19 protein-coding genes and 2 tRNA genes are annotated in these 21,994 nt (G+C 34.5%); 7 read left to right on the top strand and 14 right to left on the bottom strand.

Translation table 11 applies throughout. The features are described from left to right. Positions 1-117 precede the first annotated feature (117 nt). The 3 genes from ACQKCJ_RS08630 to ACQKCJ_RS08620 all read right to left on the bottom strand — a co-directional run bounded on the left by ACQKCJ_RS08630 (position 118) and on the right by ACQKCJ_RS08620 (position 2,391). On the bottom strand, positions 118-1,068 hold the full coding sequence (locus ACQKCJ_RS08630; protein WP_427401815.1) for an ABC transporter ATP-binding protein: 951 nt from the start codon (positions 1,066-1,068) through the stop codon (positions 118-120). Between the two features lie 105 nt (positions 1,069-1,173). Further along, a complete protein-coding gene (locus ACQKCJ_RS08625) occupies positions 1,174-1,869 on the bottom strand; it encodes an OmpA family protein (protein ID WP_271334679.1) in 696 nt (231 codons plus the stop codon). Positions 1,870-1,887: 18 nt separating this feature from the next. Beyond that, entirely contained in the window at positions 1,888-2,391 is a 504-nt protein-coding gene (locus ACQKCJ_RS08620) for a lipocalin family protein (protein WP_271334678.1), read from the bottom strand. A gap of 202 nt (positions 2,392-2,593) precedes the next feature. On the opposite strand from ACQKCJ_RS08620, the gene htpG reads away from it, so the two are divergent. Both htpG and ACQKCJ_RS08610 read left to right on the top strand, forming a co-directional pair. Continuing rightward, complete coding sequence (gene htpG, locus ACQKCJ_RS08615) at positions 2,594-4,492, top strand: molecular chaperone HtpG (protein ID WP_427401814.1); 1,899 nt, start codon at positions 2,594-2,596, stop codon at positions 4,490-4,492. Positions 4,493-4,681: 189 nt separating this feature from the next. Then, a complete protein-coding gene (locus ACQKCJ_RS08610) occupies positions 4,682-5,401 on the top strand; it encodes a DUF4369 domain-containing protein (RefSeq protein WP_427401813.1) in 720 nt (239 codons plus the stop codon). Between the two features lie 148 nt (positions 5,402-5,549). Here ACQKCJ_RS08610 and ACQKCJ_RS08605 read toward each other — a convergent pair whose 3' ends face one another. Further along, positions 5,550-6,008, bottom strand: a complete 459-nt coding sequence (locus ACQKCJ_RS08605) for a hypothetical protein (protein ID WP_271334675.1) — start codon at positions 6,006-6,008, stop codon at positions 5,550-5,552. 1,137 nt (positions 6,009-7,145) lie between these two features. Here ACQKCJ_RS08605 and ACQKCJ_RS08600 point away from each other — a divergent pair. Both ACQKCJ_RS08600 and ACQKCJ_RS08595 read left to right on the top strand, forming a co-directional pair. Beyond that, complete coding sequence (locus ACQKCJ_RS08600; protein WP_427401812.1) at positions 7,146-8,669, top strand: DoxX family protein; 1,524 nt, start codon at positions 7,146-7,148, stop codon at positions 8,667-8,669. An 88-nt stretch (positions 8,670-8,757) separates the two neighbouring features. Continuing rightward, complete coding sequence (locus ACQKCJ_RS08595; RefSeq protein WP_427401811.1) at positions 8,758-9,039, top strand: DUF6520 family protein; 282 nt, start codon at positions 8,758-8,760, stop codon at positions 9,037-9,039. Between the two features lie 72 nt (positions 9,040-9,111). Here ACQKCJ_RS08595 and ACQKCJ_RS08590 read toward each other — a convergent pair whose 3' ends face one another. The 3 genes from ACQKCJ_RS08590 to ACQKCJ_RS08580 all read right to left on the bottom strand — a co-directional run bounded on the left by ACQKCJ_RS08590 (position 9,112) and on the right by ACQKCJ_RS08580 (position 16,252). After that, on the bottom strand, positions 9,112-11,754 hold the full coding sequence (locus ACQKCJ_RS08590; RefSeq protein ID WP_427401810.1) for a prolyl oligopeptidase family serine peptidase: 2,643 nt from the start codon (positions 11,752-11,754) through the stop codon (positions 9,112-9,114). 16 nt (positions 11,755-11,770) lie between these two features. Next, positions 11,771-13,111 (bottom strand): RagB/SusD family nutrient uptake outer membrane protein, encoded by a 1,341-nt coding sequence (locus ACQKCJ_RS08585; protein WP_427401809.1) that lies wholly within the window; start codon positions 13,109-13,111, stop codon positions 11,771-11,773. Between the two features lie 108 nt (positions 13,112-13,219). Then, the gene (locus ACQKCJ_RS08580) at positions 13,220-16,252 is read right to left on the bottom strand and encodes a SusC/RagA family TonB-linked outer membrane protein (protein ID WP_427401808.1); all 3,033 of its coding nucleotides are present in this window, start codon (positions 16,250-16,252) and stop codon (positions 13,220-13,222) included. Positions 16,253-16,843: 591 nt separating this feature from the next. Here ACQKCJ_RS08580 and ACQKCJ_RS08575 point away from each other — a divergent pair. Further along, the gene (locus tag ACQKCJ_RS08575) at positions 16,844-17,104 is read left to right on the top strand and encodes a helix-turn-helix domain-containing protein (RefSeq protein WP_427401807.1); all 261 of its coding nucleotides are present in this window, start codon (positions 16,844-16,846) and stop codon (positions 17,102-17,104) included. Between the two features lie 264 nt (positions 17,105-17,368). Here the strand turns inward: ACQKCJ_RS08575 and ACQKCJ_RS08570 are convergent. The 7 genes from ACQKCJ_RS08570 to idi all read right to left on the bottom strand — a co-directional run bounded on the left by ACQKCJ_RS08570 (position 17,369) and on the right by idi (position 20,471). Further along, positions 17,369-17,442: transfer RNA gene (locus ACQKCJ_RS08570), tRNA-Thr, on the bottom strand. Between the two features lie 105 nt (positions 17,443-17,547). Further along, a tRNA-Thr gene (locus ACQKCJ_RS08565) sits at positions 17,548-17,621 on the bottom strand. A gap of 78 nt (positions 17,622-17,699) precedes the next feature. After that, positions 17,700-17,966, bottom strand: a complete 267-nt coding sequence (locus ACQKCJ_RS08560) for a hypothetical protein (RefSeq protein ID WP_055093243.1) — start codon at positions 17,964-17,966, stop codon at positions 17,700-17,702. Between the two features lie 57 nt (positions 17,967-18,023). Then, positions 18,024-18,992: a type I phosphomannose isomerase catalytic subunit gene (locus ACQKCJ_RS08555; protein ID WP_427401806.1), complete on the bottom strand. Its 969-nt coding sequence runs from the start codon at positions 18,990-18,992 to the stop codon at positions 18,024-18,026. A gap of 57 nt (positions 18,993-19,049) precedes the next feature. Next, positions 19,050-19,508: a peroxiredoxin gene (locus tag ACQKCJ_RS08550; RefSeq protein ID WP_072960837.1), complete on the bottom strand. Its 459-nt coding sequence runs from the start codon at positions 19,506-19,508 to the stop codon at positions 19,050-19,052. Positions 19,509-19,511: 3 nt separating this feature from the next. Next, positions 19,512-19,922 carry a 6-pyruvoyl trahydropterin synthase family protein gene (locus ACQKCJ_RS08545; RefSeq protein WP_072960834.1) on the bottom strand — a complete coding sequence of 137 codons (411 nt, stop codon included), beginning with the start codon at positions 19,920-19,922 and terminating at the stop codon, positions 19,512-19,514. Positions 19,923-19,943: 21 nt separating this feature from the next. Then, complete coding sequence (idi, locus tag ACQKCJ_RS08540) at positions 19,944-20,471, bottom strand: isopentenyl-diphosphate Delta-isomerase (RefSeq protein ID WP_427401805.1); 528 nt, start codon at positions 20,469-20,471, stop codon at positions 19,944-19,946. A 293-nt stretch (positions 20,472-20,764) separates the two neighbouring features. Here idi and msrB point away from each other — a divergent pair, with 293 nt between their 5' ends. Both msrB and msrA read left to right on the top strand, forming a co-directional pair. Further along, on the top strand, positions 20,765-21,319 hold the full coding sequence (msrB, locus tag ACQKCJ_RS08535; RefSeq protein ID WP_427401804.1) for a peptide-methionine (R)-S-oxide reductase MsrB: 555 nt from the start codon (positions 20,765-20,767) through the stop codon (positions 21,317-21,319). 7 nt (positions 21,320-21,326) lie between these two features. Then, positions 21,327-21,944: a peptide-methionine (S)-S-oxide reductase MsrA gene (msrA, locus tag ACQKCJ_RS08530; RefSeq protein WP_072960824.1), complete on the top strand. Its 618-nt coding sequence runs from the start codon at positions 21,327-21,329 to the stop codon at positions 21,942-21,944. The last annotated feature ends 50 nt before the right edge of the window (positions 21,945-21,994 follow it).

Genomic DNA, 21,994 nt, shown 5'->3' with positions numbered 1-21,994 from the left:
AAGACCATTTTAGCCCAAATTTACATTTTTCAAGAAACACTCTGTAAATCTACTAGTATAATAAAAGAAAGAGGTCGTCTTTTCAGACAACCTCTTATAGTTAAACCAATTCTCTAATTATAAATAATTTAATCCTAAAAATATCTCCTGATCTAAAGGCAAATCAATTTCACTTTCAAAAAATATTAGCTGTCTTTTATAAACAGTTTCGATTAGAAAATGATTTCCTCTAAAATAAGTTCTTCTTATTTTTACCTGCAAATTTGATTCTGCAACCATTTTGAACTGATGCGGATAAACTAAAGTTTTATGGGTTTGATCTTCATAAGAAAGCATCAAATGAGTAGGAACTTCATTTACTTCTCCAAAAAGTGATGCTACATATTTAGTTTCCGGATCTTCATAGATTTTTACCGGATCCCCTTTTGCAAGGACTTCTCCGTTTCGCATGACGATTGCCTCATCTGCAAATGATAGTGCATCTGTACTATCGTGTGTTGCAATAATACACGTAATCCCTTTTTGTTTTAAGTACCTGAACAAGTTTCTTCGTAAAGCATTTTTACGAAAAGCATCAATTTGGCTAAAAGGTTCATCCAGTAAAATTACTTCAGGCTCTAAAGCCAAAACTCTTACCAATGCCACTCTTTGTTGTTGACCTCCACTTAAAAATTTTGCTTTTACATTCGAGAATGCTTCCATTTCGACCATTTCCAGCAATTCCTGAACGCGAAGTTTTTTCATATTCGCAAAACCATTCGAAAGAAATTTTCCAACATTTTCAGCTACCGTTTCAAAAGGAGACAAATCAAAATCCTGGGCCAGATATTTCATATAAGGCATTCCGGGAATCAAATTGTACTTAGGACCTAAAATTGGCTTTTCATTATAAAAAATCTTGCCATCATCTAAGTTATACAAACCATAAATAAGTTTAAGGAGCGTACTTTTTCCGCAGCCGCTTTCGCCAATAATAGCAATATTTTCGCCTTTATTTATGGTAAAAGAAACGTTTTTTATAACAGGGCTGTCGGTATACGTAAAAGAGATATTTTGAATGTCGAGCATGGGTTGTATTTGAAAGCACAAATTTACAATGTTTAATTTCTAAAGTCAAAAAAAAGCTGCTTCAATTATGAAACAGCTTTTAAGAAATTTTATTGCGTTTGAAACTTATTTTCCAGCTTCAGATTTTGCATCATTTACCATTTTGTCATTTGCAGTAATAGAAAATTCTACACGACGGTTTTGAGCTCTTCCTTCCGGAGTATCATTTGTAGCAATTGGATCAGCGATTCCTAAACCTGAAGTTTTGAATCGGCTTGATTTTAATCCTTTTGCAACTAAATAAGCTTGCACAGAAGCAGCTCTTTGTCCTGAAAGCGTCAGGTTATATTCTGGTTTTCCTGTATTATCAGTATAACCAAAAATTTGAATATCAGTATCTCCGTATTCATTGAATACAGGTACTAATTTGTCTAAATTTGCTTTTGCCTGAGGAGTCAAAGTGGATTTATTAGTATCAAAACGAACAGAATTCTCATTTAAAGTTAAGTGAATACCCTCTCCTACTCTTTCTACAGATGCACCTGGTAAAGCCTGATCGATTTCACGGGCTTGTTTATCCATTTTGTTTCCAATAAGAGCACCAGTTCCACCACCTACAGCAGCTCCAATAGCAGCTCCTAAAGCAGCATTTCCACCGCGTCCTAAATTATTTCCTAAAATACCACCAATAAGACCACCGGCAACTACTCCAATTCCGGCACCTTTTTGTGTATTATTAGCGTTTTTCACTGAATCGCAACTTGTAAAGAAACTTACTAATACAAGTAAACTACTCAAACCTAAAACTGTTATTTTTCTCATGTTTTTATCTTTTTAATATTAATTAGCTCTCTGAAATTGGTAAGTCACATCCTTAACTTGTCCACCAACATTGATGTTATCGATCAATTGAAATGAATTATCAGTCAATCCCGCTACTTTAAGTAAGTATCCGTCTCTAACTTTTTTTGCTTTTATACCAGCATCAAGAATTTTAAGTACAAACATACCCTGATTGTTAATACTCCATACAATAGGAGAATTAAATGCAGTACAACTTGGCGCTGTCAGAGCCATACTTCCCTTATTATTATTTGAAATAAAATTCCATGTACTACCAATAAAACATTTAGAATCTGCAAGATCAAAAGAGTTTACTTTGATATACTCAGAACCAGGATAAGATACATTGGTTAAAACCCAATTTCCTTTAAGAGCAACCTGGCTTGGTCGGTCAAGTTTAGTCGATAGCGTTGTTGCTTCTGTTGAAGCTGTTGTAGACGAAGCTGATTTGCACGCAAAAAACATTGTGGCAATCATGCAAATGAAAATAATTTTCTTCATTTTGTACATTATTTAAGTTAATACTTACCCATTTAACAATTATTATACCACAAAGATACAATTCATAGGAATATCTTTTGTTCCAGAATCCGATTATTTTCTTTCAAAATTAACACTTACGCCATTTTGTCACTCAAAAAACAATTGGTATTCTATTTGAAGAAATGATACTCATCACATTAAACTAAAAAATTATAAAAATATGACAACAGGTAAAATTAATGTTTCAGTAGAAAACATCTTTCCCTTAATCAAAAAGTTCTTGTATAGCGATCACGAAATTTTCTTACGTGAATTGATTTCGAACGGAACTGATGCTACTTTAAAATTAAAACACTTAATAAGCATTGGCGAAGCCAAAGTAGAATTCGGAAACCCTGTTATTGAAATCAAAATTGACAAAGAGGGAAAAAAGATTCACATTATCGACCAGGGATTAGGTATGACAGCTGATGAAGTTGAAAAATACATTAACCAGGTTGCTTTTTCAGGAGCCGAAGAGTTCCTTGATAAATACAAAGACTCTGCTAAAGATTCGGGAATCATTGGTCATTTTGGCCTGGGATTCTATTCTGCGTTTATGGTTGCAGAAAAAGTAGAAATTATTACTAAATCATACAAAGATGAGCCAGCTGCACACTGGACTTGTGACGGAAGCCCTGAATTTACTTTAGAGCCGGCTGACAAAACTTCACGTGGTACAGAAATCATCTTGCACATTGCCGAGGATTCTCTTGAATTTCTTGAAGATTCAAAAATCAGCGGATTATTAAACAAATACAACAAGTTTATGCCTATTCCGATTAAATTCGGAACAAGAAAAGAAAAAATAGAACAAAAAAAGGGAGAAGAAGTTGCTCCTGAAGATGTAGATAATATTTTTACTGAAGTTGAAGTAGATAATATCATCAACAACCCTAATCCAGCGTGGACTAAACAACCGACTGAATTATCTGATGAAGATTACAAAAGCTTCTACAGAGAGTTGTATCCAATGCAATTTGAAGATCCGTTATTCCACATTCATTTAAATGTAGATTACCCATTTAACTTAACAGGAATTTTATATTTCCCTAAGTTAGGATCTGATATGCAAATTCAGAAAGACAAAATTCAATTGTACCAAAACCAGGTTTACGTTACCGATAACGTAGAAGGAATTGTACCTGAATTCTTGACGATGCTAAAAGGAGTTATTGATTCACCGGACATTCCTTTGAACGTTTCTCGTTCTGGATTGCAGGCTGATGGTGCAGTGAAGAAAATCTCAAACTACATTACCCGTAAAGTAGCAGATAAATTAAAAACATTGTTCAGCGAAAATCGCGCGGATTTTGAAGCTAAATGGAATGACATTAAAATCGTTTTAGAATACGGAATGCTTTCTGACGATAAATTCTACGAAAAAGCCGGTGCATTTGTACTGTATCCAACGGTTGATGACACTTACTTTACTCTTGAAGAATTAAAAGAGAAACTGAAAGAAAACCAAACGGATAAAGACGGAAAATTAGTAGTTCTTTATGCTGGAAACAAAGATGCACAGCACTCTTATATTGAAACAGCAAAAGAAAAAGGATACGAAGTATTACTTTTAGATTCTCCGATTATCTCACATTTGATTCAAAAAATTGAAGGTGATAATAAAGATGTAACTTTTGTTCGTGTAGATTCTGACCATATTGATAACTTAATCAAAAAGGACGAAAACACGATTTCTAAATTATCTGATGAAGAAAAAGAAACACTAAAAACTTCATTAGAATCTTATATTCCTAAAGCATACAGTGTTCAACTGGAAGCTATGGACAGTCAGGCGGCTCCGTTTATCATCACGCAACCAGAATTTATGCGTAGAATGAAAGAAATGAGTCAATCTGGTGGTGGCGGAATGTTTGGAATGGGAAATATGCCGGAAATGTACAATCTGATTGTAAATACCAATTCAGATTTGGCAACCAGCATTTTGAACACTGAAGACAAAACACATCAGGAACACTTGGTAAAACAAGCTTTAGACTTAGCAAAATTATCGCAAAACCTATTAAAAGGAGAAGCTTTAACTGCTTTTGTAAAAAGAAGTTTTGAGATGATTAAATAATTTTTTTAGTCTAATAAATATTCTAAAATCCTGTAGGCGTTGCTTACAGGATTTTTTTTATGCTTTTACTTTATAAACAAAAGAATCTCTGTTGTAAAATGGACTGGAATTTATTTTTCGCAAAATTTAAACACGACATCATTACATTCAAACTATTTTCTTTATTTTGCAGCAAAATCTAAAAAACCAATGAAAAAATCAATTATTGCTTTTGTTACTCTCGCACTATTAGCCTCTTGTAGCAAAAAAGAATCAACCGACAGTTTGCACCTTACAGGAAATATAAAAGGATTAAAAAACGGAACTTTATACATTCAAAGAATCGTTGACACTTCTCTTGTAGCTATCGACAGCATTAAAATAGACGGAGATTCATCTTTTGAAAGTAACATAAAATTAGAGTCTCCAGAAGTACTTTATTTATATCTAGACCGCGGAGTTACTAATTCATTAGACAATAATATTTTATTTTTTGCTGAGCCCGGAAATATCAATATCGACACCAACTTAGATAACTTTATTTACGGTGCAAAAATTACCGGATCTAAAAATCAGGAATTATATAATGAATACAAAAAAATAAATTCTCGTTTTAATGACGAAAGCCTTTCTATGGTTGAGTCAAGATTTAAGGCAATAAAAAGACAAGACCAAAAAGCTATTGACAGTATAGACAAAAAACAAGAGTCTAACACTAAAAGAAAATACCTGTACGCAACAAACTTTGCGCTTAACAATAAAGATCACGAAATAGCACCTTATATTGCTTTATCGGAGATCTACGATATCAATGTAAAATTCCTTGATACAATCCAGAAATCGATGACTCCAAAAGTAGCACAGTCGCTTTACGGGAAAAAACTAACCAAGTATGTTACCGATATTAAAAAAGAAGAACAAAAGCAATAGACAACTACATAAAACAAAAAAGTCCTGAGAATCTCAGGACTTTTTTGTTTTATAGCAAATTCAAACTTTTTAGAATTCCAAATCCCAATTAAACCAATAGTATTGATTCTATCAATTGTTTAGAATTTGGAATTTTTAAAGTTTCATTTTATCTTCCTAATAAAGCTCCAAACATAGAAAGTACAAATAGTAATCCGTACAATACGAGAATTGCAATCATAAAAATCCCAATGAATTTATAATGCGATTTTAAGTAACCAAAAGAAGCCGTTAATGCTACATTATCATTGTCTCTAAAAGCTTTTTTTCCATTTGCACCAAATTTAAAAAGATAGTAAACCGGAAAGAAATAAATTGCACCAAATATAATATATATAAAAGTTATCACTACGCCAAAAGAACTGCCATAAGCCGCCATTCCTGGTATCGAACTTCCTAGTGTAGCAAAAATTGCACTTGCAAAAATTGCAAACACCAATATTAATCCAATGCCAACGAATCCTACTATTCCTAAAAAATATGCCCATTTAACGGTTTCCTTCAAAAAATCTTTTGAAGATTGATCGAGCTGTAACTCAAATTTCTCGAAAACTGAATTTTCTTCCATGTCTAATTTATGTTTTGGTTAAGAAACAAACATAAGAAAAATATTGTTACAATTTTTATTAAACTAGCTTCCAGATTTTAAATTCCAAGTAGCTTTACAACTTAAAAAATCTTAGGATCCCTCTTTCTCTACTTTTAATATCTGTTTTTACAAAAATATTTATTTTCTTTTATGAGTTTTCATAAATATTCCGCTTCTCTTTTTTAACATGAAGTAAACATTCATAAAGCTATATCAGTTTAGCAAGCTCAATGAAAGCTAGCTGATTTTAATATTTGAATTTACTAAAGTATTATCATTGTCATTATCTATACGACCAATAATATTAAAAATAACTTCTTCTGAAAAAATTCTTAATTCCTTCCAAAGTTAAACCTAGCACTTTTGCAATTTCCGTAAGTTTATATTGGTTACTAGTTTTGTTATTTTCTGTAGCCCAACAGTCTACTAATTATTTCTTTTTAGACTTCTGCCTACAGCTCCTAATTATGCAAATTTCTAAAAGACAAATATTATCTTCATTTTTAAATTATATTAAGTAAAGTTTCTCCCAGCCTGTGTAAGTAATTGATATTTCTTTTTTCTAGATAATGAAATCGGAAATAAGAAATATCAATTTTATTTCAGAGCCATCACTTTAAAGTTTTAACTACAAAAAGCCTTTTGAGAAATAACTTTACTTGTTTTTGGTATAATGTTGTTAAATAGTGGATCGCTTTTCAACAAAAAATAATCCCATAAATCAATTCATAATTAAAAAGTCATTTCTAATAGAAATACAATTACAAATAAGCGTGATAAAACTATATTTTTCTTCCATCAAAAAAGGTATAAATACAGTTAATTTTTAAACACTAAACAAATAGCTCTAATGAAAAATAAGAAAAACGCTTCTTTTTATCTTATTAGCAATGAAAAAAGCCTCTTTTTTAAAAGTTTTAGCCTGTTTTCGGTAACAACCTGTAGAACAACCTGTTGTAATTTTGTTTTCGCTCCAGCTTCAAAGAAATGAATCGTAATCAAAATGGTTCTATTTTTTTGAGTTTACTAAAATTTTAAATTTCACGATTTATATAGGGAAAAAATCAGAATGATCTAAACATTTTACAATTATAGTCAACTTAACAATCAGAAAACATGAGATTAAGTATAGTAATTAAAAATATAATCATCAACACCGTTTGTATATTGTATACATCTTTATTTGTTTATGCAGCAGTAAGTAAATTGCTTGACTTTGAAAACTTCCGAGTACAATTAGGACAGTCACCTTTATTAAGTGCTTTTGCAGGTTTCATTGTCTGGATAGTCCCATTAGCAGAGTTGTTCATTGCATTACTTGTCATGTCAAAAAAATGGAGATTAATAGGGCTCTTTGCATCTTTTAGTCTTATGATTATGTTTACTGCATATATCTATATTATTCTAAACTACAGTTCTTTTATTCCGTGTTCCTGTGGAGGCATTTTGGAAAAAATGGGATGGAGGGAACATTTAATTTTTAATTCAGTTTTCATAATTCTGGCAGCAGCAGGTATTCTGATACTGGCCGGTATGATGCCAAAAACGCATCTCATTTCAAAGCCTGCTGTTCTTGCCAGTGCTTTATCAATAACTGTTTTTTTTAGTATTGGTATTGTTGCATTTCTTTTTATCCTATCAGAAGACATCATTGAGCATCGAAATAATTTTGTACGTCGTTTTCCTGGCAATGCTGTAAAAGTAGGAGAAATTGACCTTCAGTTTAGTTCTTATTATTTTGCTGGAGCCACGAAAGAAAAGATATACTTGGGGAATTATACAGCTCCTTTACGAATCACAGCATTTAACAGCACCTTGCAAAAAAGAGATGATTTTAAGGTTCATCTAAATCGAATTGATTTTCCATTCCAATCTGTTCAGGTTCGTGTTTTATCTCCCAATTTTTATCTTATCGACGGTTCGGTTCCTGTTATTTATAAAGGTCTGATAAAAGACTGGAAGGCATCTGTAAAATGGAATGGAAGCAATACTTTTTCTCATTATCAACTCATGGATTCAATTAACTTGGCATTTCGTTCCAATTCCAATACAAAAGGCGAAAGCATACTGGGATCACTTCAATTTGGAGACAAACCACAGGTAATTTTTAATGCAAAATTATTACAGAAACAAATAGATGGAATTTTCGATGTCGACGGAACACTCAATTACGACAAAGATCTTCAAAGGCTGATCTACATTTACCTGTATCGCAATGAATTTATTGTAACTGATAAGTATCTTAATCTGAGCTATCGCGGTAAGACAATAGATACGGTCAATAAAGCCCATATCAAAGTGACGACAGTTGCCAGCAGGCAGGAAATAAAATTGGCAGCTCCTCCTTTACTAGTCAATAAAACAAGTAGCGTATTTAAAAATTTGTTGTTTGTCAATTCAGCATTATTAGGTAAATATGAACCTGCTGAAATGTGGAAGGATGCCAGTATTATTGATATCTACGACCTTAATACCAATTTTTATAAAGGTAGTTTTTATATCTATCATATCAAAAACCAAAGACTGAAGAACTTTTTTGTTCTCAATGATAATTTCTACGGTTTTATTGGAAAGTATATGGTCCATTACAAATTAAATAAAAGGCTAACGAGTGCCTATAAAAATAAAAGTCAAAAATAAAATCTCATCATGAAAATATACTGCAGTGTCAGGGAAAAGACCGAAAACCTGTAAAAGAGTAGGTCGCTAACATATTAAATTATAAATCATGAAAACAAAATTTTCAAAACAGGTTCTACCTGTTGCCGTATTTGCTCTTGCAATAGCTAGTGCTTTTACCTCCCATGCCATGAATGTGCGTTCTAAAGCAGCTACACCAATTCAAGGGTACATCAAACTGAACCCACAAGGAACATCTTGTGAGCAGCGTGATATGTGTTCTACAGACAGTAACGGATTTGTTTGTACCGTAGGACTCACAGCAGGTGGCGCCCAGTTATTTGGTAAAAATTCGGCCAATCAATGTGTTGTACCGGTTTTTAGACCATAAGGCTATTGCTTGTATAATGACAATGCAGCTCCAAATGGAGCTGCATTGTTTTTTTTATCAAATCCTATTGTTTTAGAGCCACTCAGGCTTTATATTCCCTTTTAAGTAATAGTCAAACCAATCTTCAATTCGCCGGGTCAGATCTTTTTGATTTTTTTTATCCATAAGCACATGACCTTCTCCTGGATAGAGCAGCATCGTATGTATTTTTCCAAGGCGTCTTAGGGCCAGATAAAATTCAATACTCTGATAATAATGCACCTGACTATCCTTTTCGCCTGTCCATGACAACAACGGTGTGTTCACTTTATGGGCATGGTAAATTGGTGAGTTTCTCAGATACGACGCGAAATCTTCATACAGAGATCTCCCGATCCTTAGTTGCCCAAATTCATACTGCCAAAAATTAGGTTTTTCAAATCCCCATGTTGCCCAAAGATAACCACTTACATAATCGGTAATAGCAGCACCTGCCACTGCGGCTTTAAACATATTGGTTTGCGTGATGATATAATCTGTTTCATATCCACCATAAGAGTGACCTATAAGACCTATACGGGTACTATCAATAGACGATTCACTGCCAATAACGTGCTTAGTTGCTGAAACAACACAATCTACCGCCGAAGATCCCGGGTCCCCAACTTGATAAACAATATCAGGCAAAAAAACGAAGTATCCTTTTGAATTAAAATTAGCAATATTAAATCCTGTCGGGTTTTTCTGTGATGGATTTACAAAGCGATACAATTCTTTGGATTGCTTTTCGTAGACTTGCACTACCATTGGATATTTTGCACCAGCAAGATAATTTGCAGGATAGAACAAGACACCATTTAAAATACTTCCTTTGGAATTGGTATAAGAAATTAGTTTAGAACATCCCCAATAGTATTTTGCCTGTTGCGTATTGCTTTGAAAAAGCATTTTTACTTTTGAATTTGATTTCTCTTTAATAAGCAATCTCGGCGATAAATTGTAGTTCTCTTCCTTATAAACATAACTATCATTCTTGGCTGATGCAATAAATTCACTCGTATACATCATCTTGTCTATCAAGGGCTGCAATCCAGCTTTTTTATCCCAAAAACAATAGCCTGTATATTCCAACGCTTCGGCCTTGATCAGCAATCTGTCTTTAGATTCAAATACCCCTTTATAACTTCCGTCATAGTTCATTTTGAAAGACTGCTGGGTTGATTGAGCAACAATTCTGTAAGTGGTTTTCTCTTCACGACCACTAGTTAATCGAAGTGCACATCTTCCATCTATTGCGATACTCCAGATATCATATTTATCGTAAACAAAAAGAGTTTTATCACCTTGTATCCATCCCGGATTACCAAAAGGACTGGCCTGTTCCGGCCTATCTGACTCGTTATCTGAAAAGAAAACCCCCAACTCTTTAGTAAGATTTTTGTGCTGGCCACTTACTATATCATAAGCCCACCAGTCTCTGTCTTTAAAATAAACAATGTATTTTTCATATACAGAAATAGATATTGCCGCTTCCTTACCCAACTGATTCTGCAACAAAAGTTTGCGGGTACCTGTTTCCAGATCCAAAATATAAATATCAAGAGGAGCTTCACGGTTTGCCTGCGGTTCATATTGCTCAGGATTGTAAAGAAAAGCATATTTTTGGTCAGCGCTTAACATCAATTTCGGAAATTCATTATCTGTAATACGCTTAAAACTATTCCGCTCAGGCCACCACACTGCTACTTTTGCTGCTCTGTCCCAACCATCAATCTGTACTTTAGCAGTATAAAGATATTTATCCTTTGTACTCCAAGTCTGCACCTGTGAGAGATCCACTGGAATTACAGCTTTCTCTAGTCCAAAAAATATTCTTTTGCCATCCTCCGAAATGCTGAGATAGGCAAAAGAAGATGTGATTATTTCCATATCTTCAGGAAAATGATCCTGCGCAGACGGATTAAAACTATAAAACTTATCCTCTGCTAACCTATAGTACCCAACGCAAGTACGGTATATTCTTTTACTACCTTCCAAAGGCTGTAGTAAAAAAGCTATAGACTTTCCGCCTTTTTGCCAAACTATATCTGAATATTGAAAAGCGTTAGGATTATTGTTTATTATAGTAGTGGTATTATCACGTAAATTAAAAAGCCCGATTGCTGTATTGTTTTCAGATTTTGTCGTATAGATCACAGCATCTCTGCCTGAGTTATACCAATAGTTTTCAATATCTTTTAAGAGCAGGGATTTCTTAGTGACTACATTTTTTAGTTCCAGATCTTTTTTGCCATCTGCCCTCTTTTTTAAAAGGATGATGTCTTTTGTTCCAACTCTTAAATCATATCGGATTACCTCTGCGTTAATCTCTCGCTTTGAAGTTAACAAATCAACAATTACAAGTTCCCCTTTAGAGCTCATCGCAGAAAACCAATTATCAGCGATAAACTCTCCTTTACTTGCTCCAGGAAAACTATAGGTTTTGGTTGCAGTACTATTTTTAACAAATAGGGTATCTTCGCCACTTTCATAAAAAAGAGAAAAACTTACCCATTTTGCACTTTGGCTAAGTTTGCCCACTCTAAGATTACTCCATAAAGAATAGTCCTCTTTTGTAAGCTGTTTTTTAGCATTACCTTGTGCAAACCCAAAAGACGGTGTCAAAAGAGTGACCAATATTGTACATCTGACAATCAGTGGTATTCTTCGGAATAATTTATCTATATTGTATTTCATAAAATAGAGTCTTATTTTAATAACCAGGATTTTGAGGTTTTAAATTTGGATTAAGGATTAACTCTGACTCGGGTAGCGGCAATAACTTATCTGTTGTATCCCACCCTGTCTTTAATGGCGATAGCGATTCATCTAAATGATTTGCTCTTTTTAAATCAAAAAAACGATGTCCATATTCTGTAAAGAATTCCACTCTTCTTTCTTGAAGTATAGCCTTAAGCATCTGGGACTGACTCAGAGCCGTGGTTCCTGCAAGACCTGCCGTATGTCTGATTTTATCCAAATCTTCTTTTGCTCCTGCTAGATCTCCTTGCTCAGCGCGGGCTTCACTTCGAATCAGATATTGTTCTGCCAAACGAAATACTATAGAATATTCTAATGAACCAGAAGTATTTGATCTTTGTTTGTATTTATTGGCATGATACCAAGTATCAGTACCCGTAGTAACTTTTGCTATCCAATATTCTTTGCGCTGATCACCCGGTTCAAACGCATTTATAAGGTTTGTACTTAGAGCCACAAGTGACGGCGGTCCTGCTGTAAATATAAACGTTTCACCTTCCTGCGTGTTTTGTCCATCAACACGAGGCTTAAATTGCCAGATTGTAGTGGTGCTTTCTTTCAAAAACATGTCGCTCAAATTAGTTTGCCAAGTGTATGTCTGGGTATTGTTTAATAGGTAAGATGCGGCATTGGCTGCTTCTGCCCACTGTCTGTTGTACAGATATGCTCTAGCCAACAAAGCCATCGCTACGGATTTATTGGGACGTATACGATCACTGGAAACATACTCTTCAGGCAATAGTGTTACTGCCAATTCGAGATCTTTTATAATATAGGAATACAACTCGGCACAGGGCATCTTTTTTGCTGCTCTATTTTTCTGATATTCGGTTGTGGTTATATAAGGTATATCTCCGTACAGATTCAAAAGATAAAAATGCAGTAGGGACCTAACAAATAATGCCTCTGCTGTTAATTGGTTTTTATCTTTAAGTCCCAGAGCACTCGAAGCACTTACTGCTTCAATAATAGCATTTGCCGCATAAATCTGATTGTAACTGCTACTCCATGAGTTAAAAACCTCTGTATTGGAAGGCAGGATTGCATTGTTGTAGAAATCTCGAGTGGTACCGGAAATATCGCCGTAATAAACTAGTTCATCGCTATAATTTCCCATCTGATTGGACAGCCCTGAAAGATTTCCACTTAAGATACCACTATCTCGCATTTTGGCATAAATACTCACCATAGCAGCATTGGCAGTAGCCCTGTCTTCAAAAACCCCACTCTGGGTGAGCTGGGATGACGGAAGATCCACTTCAACAAAGTTGTCACAGCCCTGTGTAAGTATCATCCCTGATACAAGCAATACAACAAGAAAGTTATTAAATGAGATCTCTATTACACGCTCTTGGATAAATAGAAAAATTGATTTCTTTTCCATAATATTTGAATTAAAGGATTAAAAAGTAAACTGAAGCCCTGTTGTAAAAACTTTCAATGGAGGAAGGGCTGTAGTAAATCTGGACTCTGGGTCAGCACCCTTAAAGGAAGTAAACGTAAAGAGATTTTGTCCCTGAAATATCAGTCTACATTTTACGCCTTTAAGCACCTGCTCAGACATGCTATACGATAAAGACAAATTCTTAAGTCGAACATAAGAGGCATCTATTATCATAGCATCACTGGCATAATATTTATAAAATGCATCAACTGCCTGGCTATTAACTCCAGTTGAATACTTTTGATGGCTAGCAATATCTCCAGGATTTTGCCAGTGGTCCATCACCGTTGCTGGTTGATTGGTCATAGTGCCAGGTAGACCTGTACCATATGATCCGCTATAGTTTAGCTGCTTGACAAATTGAAATAGAAAATCCAACTGCCATTTTTTGTAGGTAATTGTATTTTGAAGACCTCCGAAATATTTCGGATTCAGATCACGTATTACCTGTTTATCTTCAACGGCTGTAATTAAACCGTCAGCATTGTAATCTTCAAACTGGTAAACACCTGTTTGTGCATTGATTCCAGTATAATGATATACTTTTTTAATATTTAGTGGCTCCCCAATTACAAACTGATTTTGATAAGTTGATCCTTCAAGATCTGGAAAAGAGAGTAATTTATTGCGAGCAATAGTCAAATTAAAATTACTTGTCCAATTGAAGGATTGTCTTTGAAAATTGACTGTTCTAAGAGTAAGTTCAATTCCCCTATTCTCAACGGTAGCTTCTAAGTTTGCCTGGATGGAATTAAATCCGGTTGTTGCCGGAAGCGGAATGCCAACCAATTGATTTGAAGATCTATTACTGTACCATCCCACCGTTATAAAAATACGGTCTTTAAAAAATCCCGTTTCGATTGCCAACTCCAATTTTTTATTGATTTCCCATCCAAAATTGGGATTAAACAATCGTATTGGTTCCAGACCGATAACACCTCCATAATTATTTCCTGTAGCCCCATAAGTGTTTAAAAATTGATAGTCCCCAATCTGGTCATTTCCAGTAGTGCCATAACTCGCTCTAAATTTTCCAAAGCTTAGAGAATCAAAATTTTCTTTTATAAACTTTTCATTCGAAAACAGCCAGGCAGTACCTATGGCACCAAAGGCGGCAAATTGCCTACCTGGACCGAATCTGCTTGAACCATCCCTGCGTCCTGTAAAATTTAAAATATAACGTTCATTCCATGAAAAATTGACTCTTCCAAAAAAGGCTTGATATCTATAAACAGATTCACTATGCACCAAATCAAAGACATTAAAAGCGGAAGAAAGATTATAAATCAAGCTATTGCTACTAAATCCATTAGCTTCTTGTACGAGTTGAGTAGCGTTTTGCTGTTGGAAAGTCGAGCCTATTAGAATTTCCGCTTTCCCTTTTCCTATTTTTTTAGACCATGATAATTGAGGTTCTATAATCCAGGATTTTCTTGTGGTGTTATTGACATATATCGATGAAAATTCGCTTCCAACTTCGTAAGCAGGGTCATATATTGTAGAGGGCTGTGTACGACTGTCATTAAAACGAGTATCAGTAAAGCCAAAACTTGTTTTGGCTATTAAACAAGGAGTGATTTTATAGGATAACAAACCATTAGCAAAAAGATCGTTAGTTCTCGAAATGTACTCCCCTTCCAAACTACTAATGGGATTATTCCATGTACTGTTTTCCCAATTTAGATTACCTTTCTGATCATATAAGGCCGGAGCATTAGGTGCTAAAAGAATTCCTTGTTGGGTAATATCCATTCCCGGCTGATTATTCTGTTGCGCGGTATATCCCATAGAAAAATTGACCTGGAATTTTTTATTCTCGGATTCATGGTTCATATTTGCAAGCAGATTACCTTTTCTGTAATTGTAATCTCCGGGAAATACAGTTGTTTCTTTATGGAAATTACCATTTAAGAGAAATTGTGTACCGGAAGAACCTCCTGATAACGATGCCTGTACATCGTTAATCTCTGAAGTGCCACCTATAAGCACTTTCTGCCAGTTGGTATAACGATTTTGATCCCATGTACCGTTTACATCATAATCTGTTGGACCATATGCTATACCATCATTTACAAATGCTTGTCTTCGCATTTGCAGGTAATGCTCTGTATTCATCAAATCCATGAGCCGGGTTACTTTTGCTAGTCCTCCAGATACATTTGCTGTGAATTGTGTTTTTCCTGCTTTACCCTTTTTGGTTGTTATAAGTACAACACCATTAGCTCCTCGAGAACCATATATAGCCGTCGCATCAGCATCTTTGAGAACTTCTATGCCTTCAATATCACCTGGATTAATACTATTTAATGGACTCGTTGATCCTTGAAGTACAATCCCTGTGAGATCAGAACCTCCGGAATCCGAAGAATATGGAACACCATCAATAATATAAAGAGGTCTGTTTCCATTAGAACGCAAACTGTTTTGCCCTCTTATCTGAATATCAAAATTACCTCCAGATACTCCTGTATTTTGAGTTATACTCACCCCTGCCATTCTTCCCTGCATAGCAGCAAGTACATTTGTAACAGGTTGTTTTTCAATATCCTTTGAACTTATTTTTGAAATACTTCCTGTACGCTGACTTTCTTTTACAGAATAATAGCCTGCATTGATTTTGACTTCCTGAAGTGCCGTCGCATCTTCCTGCATCTGAACATTAATTGTTAAATGTCGAGCAACTGGAATCTCTATGGTTTTGTAACCGATGTAAGTAAAAATTAGAATATCAGAAAATGATACCGTTATATTATATTTACCGTCAAAATCTGTCACGACAGTATTTCTTTGGTTTTTTATAGAAATAATCACCCCTGAAAGGGGGACTACACCATCAGTCACGATACCCGTGACCCGAATTTGTTGTTGCTGTTGTACAGAAGAGAATTGCAAGGTATTCCTTGCTAGGGCTGGCGTGCAAAAGAGATAAAACCCGAAAATAAACGGATACCAAAGTAGCACCAACCCTTTGCTCAATGAAAAAATTTTCATAATTTTGGGATTAGTTAATTTGAAACGAAAGTTTTTATTAATCAGCTCAGCTCTCTATACTTGTTTGATCGCCAGTTAGAGGGCTTTTTTGCTCAAATAAAGCTGGTTATATGTGCAGTTTTAAAGCCTGCAATCGGTCTAATCTACTAATTCAAAATAAAGCTAAGACGTTACAGGCAGTAAATATTGCTTCAATTTTTTAATTCATAGTAATGGTTTTAGTTAGGCACTATTTAAATACGGAACTATGAAAAATGAAGAAGATTAGCTAAGAATATAAGTGAATTTAACAGGCCTAAAATAAGAAATGGCGCAGAACTCATCTTACTGCCTTTGAGGTACTGGTATACCGAGGAACAATAAGTGAGCCCACGCCAATAGACGTGAGCATCTTACTTATCCTCTCGTTCCTAATTAAAAATTACCAGTTTTCAAAAGCGAGATTCAAAGCGAATGCTTCAAATATTTTTATGTGAAGATCGCAAATATATAGTTATTTGCAACAAATATAACAAAAAAAAGCGATCGTGGTATTTTATTACCACGTTTTTTTAATTAAAATTAATCAAATTGCCTTAATATAAAGCGATAATGATTAGTAAAAACAAAAAAATTGAATTCTTAGCGCAATTTGGTAAGCGTTTGGGCGAAATAAAAAGAGAAAAAGGCATGTCCTATAGAGACATTGATGAAAATTGCGATCTCGATTTTAGTTTTATTAGTAAAATTCAAAAGGGAAAAGAAAATATTACTTTAGAAACGATACTCAACTTATCGATTGGTTTAAAAATACAACCAAAAGAACTATTTGATTTTTTAGTCAATTTAGAAATTGACGATAATAAAAAATAGGATCACCACCACATTCCGCAAATAAATACTAATGCTCCGTTTTCTTATTGATCACTTTTGTGATTATGCAATCAGGTATTAAAAACTTTAATATTTTTCCAACTAGAAGCCAATTTAGAGGAGTGCGTAAAGTAGATTTCTTCATTTCAGATTATCTAATCTTTTTGGCTAATCCCCAAGCTTTGCGTTTGATCCAAAACAATTTCAATTTATTCAAAAAAAAAAAAAAAAAAACCACCACTAAAAAGTGATGGTTTTCCGTTGAGCCGGCGGAGGGACTCGAACCCACGACCTGCTGATTACAAATCAGCTGCTCTAGCCAACTGAGCTACGCTGGCGACTCATTACGGGTGCAAATATAAAGTGGATTTTTGTATTTTCCAAAATAAATTTACTGCTTATTTTAATAAAAAACCACCACTATAAGTGATGGTTTTATGTTGAGCCGGCGGAGGGACTCGAACCCACGACCTGCTGATTACAAATCAGCTGCTCTAGCCAACTGAGCTACGCTGGCGACTCATTACGGGTGCAAATATAAAGCGGTTTTTCGTTTTACCAAAATAAATTTGCACTTTTTTTATACTTTTTTTGCTTACAATTCGTTGATTTTAGCAATCAATTGATTAGCAGTTTCTTCCAATTCAACATTGATTTGTTTGAAGTGTGCTTTTTTGTTTTCAACATTCTTAGCATTCACTTTTGTGATCAAAGTATCAAATGCAGCAATAGCCTGATCGATCAAAGCATTCGTTTCCGGAGTAGGATTTCCTGACGTAGACATTTCGAATAAGTAAATTGCTTCAATAATATCTCCTAATACGAAGTTGATGTCTTTCTTTAAATTTTTAACGTTTGCCATTTTTATTTTTATTTTAATTTGCGACTGCAAAAATACATATAATCTTTCTATTAAGCGCTATGAAATGTAAATTTCTAAAATAGAAGCTTTTCCGCTCAAAATAAATGCATTTATCTCAGCCGGAACTAAAACGGTATCTCCTTTTATGTACGATTGTTTAAAACCATCAAATTCAATTTCAAAACTTCCCTCGATACACATATAAACCGTAAAAGTTTCACCTGATTTAGCTACCTCAACTTTATCTTCTAAAGGAATAAAATTGGTAGTAAAATAAGGGCAGTCAACCACTACGTTAGAAGTATTCGTTTTTGTATCGTATTTCTTTTGTGTATCTACCTTATTATAATTGATAGCATCGAGCGCTAAATCTACATGAAGTTCTCTTGTATTTCCGTTAGCATCTTTTCTGTCAAAATCATACAAACGATATGTGATATCTGATGTTTGTTGAATTTCAGCCACCACCAATCCTGCTCCGATAGCGTGAACAGTCCCTGTTTCTAAAAAGAAAACATCACCCGCTTTTGCTTTTACATCATCTAAAATCGAAACCAGGGTTTTATCATTCAAATGTTTCAGGTACTCTTCTTTACTTGAATTTTCCTTAAAACCCACAATGATTCTGGCATCAGCATCGGCTTGCATTACATACCACATTTCGGTTTTACCAAAAGAATTGTGACGTTCTTTAGCCAATTTATCATTTGGGTGCACTTGTATTGAAAGATCTTCGCGTGCATCTAAATATTTAAAAAGCAACGGAAACTGTTTTCCAAAACGACTGTAAACTTTTGTTCCCAAAATTTCATTTGGCATTTTATCGATCAGTTCCATCAACGATTTACTTTTCAGGATTCCGTTCGAAACAACACTTACATCACCTTCTACGGTAGACAATTCCCAGCTTTCGCCAGTTATCTTAGAAGTGATTGGTTTATTCAGAATTGTCTTTAGTTTTTCTCCGCCCCAGATTCTGTCTTTCAAAATGGGTTCAAATTGTAACGGGTATGATTTTGGGTTCATCTTTTTAAGGCTAATGTCTTTATTATTTTAATATCAATTTGATACTATTTTCTATTTCTACAATACTAATTCTTTGACTGTTTCAAGTGCTTTCGGAATATGTTTTCCGGCATTCATACTATCAAAAATCAAAATAACAACACCATTTTTATCAATTACATACGTCACTCTTCCAGGCAAAAGACCAAATAAAGTATCGCGGACACCAAAAATGTGTCGTAATTTTTTGTCTTCATCAGACAAGAGTATAAAAGGCAATTGATGTTTGTTGGCAAATTTTTGATGTGATTTTACACTGTCGCTGCTTATACCAATAACTTCTGCACCTAAAGCTGCAAAATCTTCGTACTGGTCTCTGAAACTACAAGCTTCAGTAGTACATCCCGGCGTATTATCTTTTGGGTAAAAATAAATCACAAGAGGTTTTCGCCCCAAAACACTTTGGCTTTCAAAAACTTCTCCATGACTATCCTTTGCAGTAAAATTCGGAACTATATCTCCTATTTTTAGTGACATTTATTATTCTCCTTTATAAGTTACAAAATTACGGTCCGTTTCATTCAAAACGATTTCTAAGTCAAAATCAGGTTGAATTCTTTTTCTAATTTTATTCCATATCACAACAGCAATGTTTTCAGCTGTTGGATTCAAATCTTGAAATTCCGGAACATCCAGATTCAAATTTTTGTGATCAAACGGAATTTCCACTTCTTCGTGTATAATATCCGCCAATACTTTCACATCTACAACAAAACCAGTTTCCGGGTCAATTTTTCCTGTAACACTTACTGTTAAACCATAATTATGACCATGAAAATTGGGATTATTACATTTTCCAAAAACAGCATTGTTTTTTTCAGATGTCCAATCTTTTCTGTGCAATCGATGTGCAGCATTAAAATGCGCTTTTCTTGATATGGTTACTTTCATTTGGGTAGCTGGTTAGTCTGGTTAAAGCTTATGATCTTCTAAATAATGATCGAATTCATCAAATATTATTTTAAACCACACGGTATAAATTTCAGGATGTTTCTCAATATCAGCTTTTACATCTTCGCTCTTCATCCATTTCCAATCTTCTACTTCTTCAGGGTTTATGGCCGGATCATCATTATAATATCCAATCATAACATGATCGAGTTCATGCTCTGTTAAACCATTATCAAAAGGTGCTTTATAAATAAAATGAAAAAGCTCCTTTAATTCGGCTTTAAAACCCATTTCTTCAAACAATCTTCTGCTTCCGGCTTCGACATTTGTCTCTCCCTCACGCTGATGACTACAGCATGTATTGGTCCAGAGTAAAGGCGAATGGTATTTTTGATGAGCGCGTTGCTGCAGCATAATCTCGTTTTTATCATTTAAAATAAAAACTGAAAAAGCGCGATGCAAAACAGCTTTTTCATGTGCTTCTAATTTTGGCATTAAGCCAATTTGCTCATCGTTTTGATTTACTAATATTACGTTTTCTTCTATCATAGGGCTTATTGATTAAACAAAAATACGAAAAAAGAAATGGCTTGAAAATCCTGACGGAGATTGTGAAAAGTTTAACGAGCCTGATACTTTGCAAAAAACTGACTTACAACAAAATACAATTATTTTAAACCCTAAAATCCTTTAATAACAACACTTAAAACTAAAACTATCTATTTTACGTACATATTAAAAGTTAAAACATACTTAAAAAAATCTGAATTGTAAAGCAGACGACATTTCAAGGCGAAATCTCGTCGTATCTTTGAAAAACAGAATTAAAGCACTCAAAAAAAATGAAAACGAAAACTCAAATCTTCAGTCTTTGCTTTTTAATTCCGCTCTTTATTTTGCAGGCATGTGGACAAAGCGCGAAAAAACAAAATACAAAATCAGTGGTTATGGAAAACAAAATCAACAAACCAGGAAATCCTTATTATTCGAATACCGATACGACAAAACTCAATGTTACGAATGCTGAGTGGAAAAAAGTATTACCAGAAGATGTTTATGACGTAATGCGAAATGCAGATACCGAAAGACCATTTACGGGAAAATACTGGAATACAGACGAAAAAGGAACTTACTATTGCGCTTCTTGCGGCAACTTACTTTTCCGTTCCGGTGCCAAATTCGCCAGCAGCTGCGGGTGGCCCAGCTTTTTTGAACAGGACAATAAAAAAAGTGTGGTTTACAAAAATGATAACTCTCTTGGCATGGAAAGAATCGAAGCTTTATGCGGTCGCTGCGGAGGACATTTAGGTCATTTATTTGATGACGGACCTGAGCCAACCGGAAAACGATATTGCATGAATTCGATTGCACTAGACTTTATACCTGATTCTAAATAAAACAACGATGAAAAATATATTTCTAATTGCCATTTTCGCATTATCCCTAAACGGATTCTCGCAAAGTAACAAACCAAAAACTGCCTCAAATCTGGAAACCATCACGCTTGGCGGAGGCTGTTACTGGTGCGTTGAAGCTGTTTATGAAAATCTGGACGGCGTAAAATCTGTCGTTTCCGGTTTCTCCGGAGGTAAAGCCGCCAACCCAACTTATGAGGAAGTTTGCACAGGAACAACCGGACACGCCGAAGTAGTTCAGATTACTTTTGATAAAAACGTGACGGATATTAATGAAATCTTCAAGGTTTTCTTTACCGTTCACGATCCTACAACGCTAAACCGACAAGGCGCAGATGTTGGAACTCAATATCGCTCTGTGATTTTCTATAAAAATGCCGAACAAAAAAAAGCGGCCGAAAGTATTATAGCCGAACTAAACAAAGCAAAAGTATACAACAGCCCTATTGTGACAAAAACAGAACCTTTTAAAGCATTTTATAAAGCCGAAGATTATCACCAGAATTATTATGCGAACAATAAAAACCAGCCGTATTGCAAAATGGTAATCCAGCCGAAAATCGAGAAATTCGAAAAAGTCTTCAAAGACAAACTAAAAAAGAAATAACAGACTTTTATATTGGTTAATAATAGTTGCCGTTCATGAAAATGAACGGT

It is taken from the genome of Flavobacterium sp. NPDC079362, assembly GCF_050267765.1.
Classification (GTDB): domain Bacteria; phylum Bacteroidota; class Bacteroidia; order Flavobacteriales; family Flavobacteriaceae; genus Flavobacterium; species Flavobacterium azizsancarii.
Note: the sequence above shows the minus strand (reverse complement) of the source record. Positions and strands in the feature narration are given on the sequence as shown.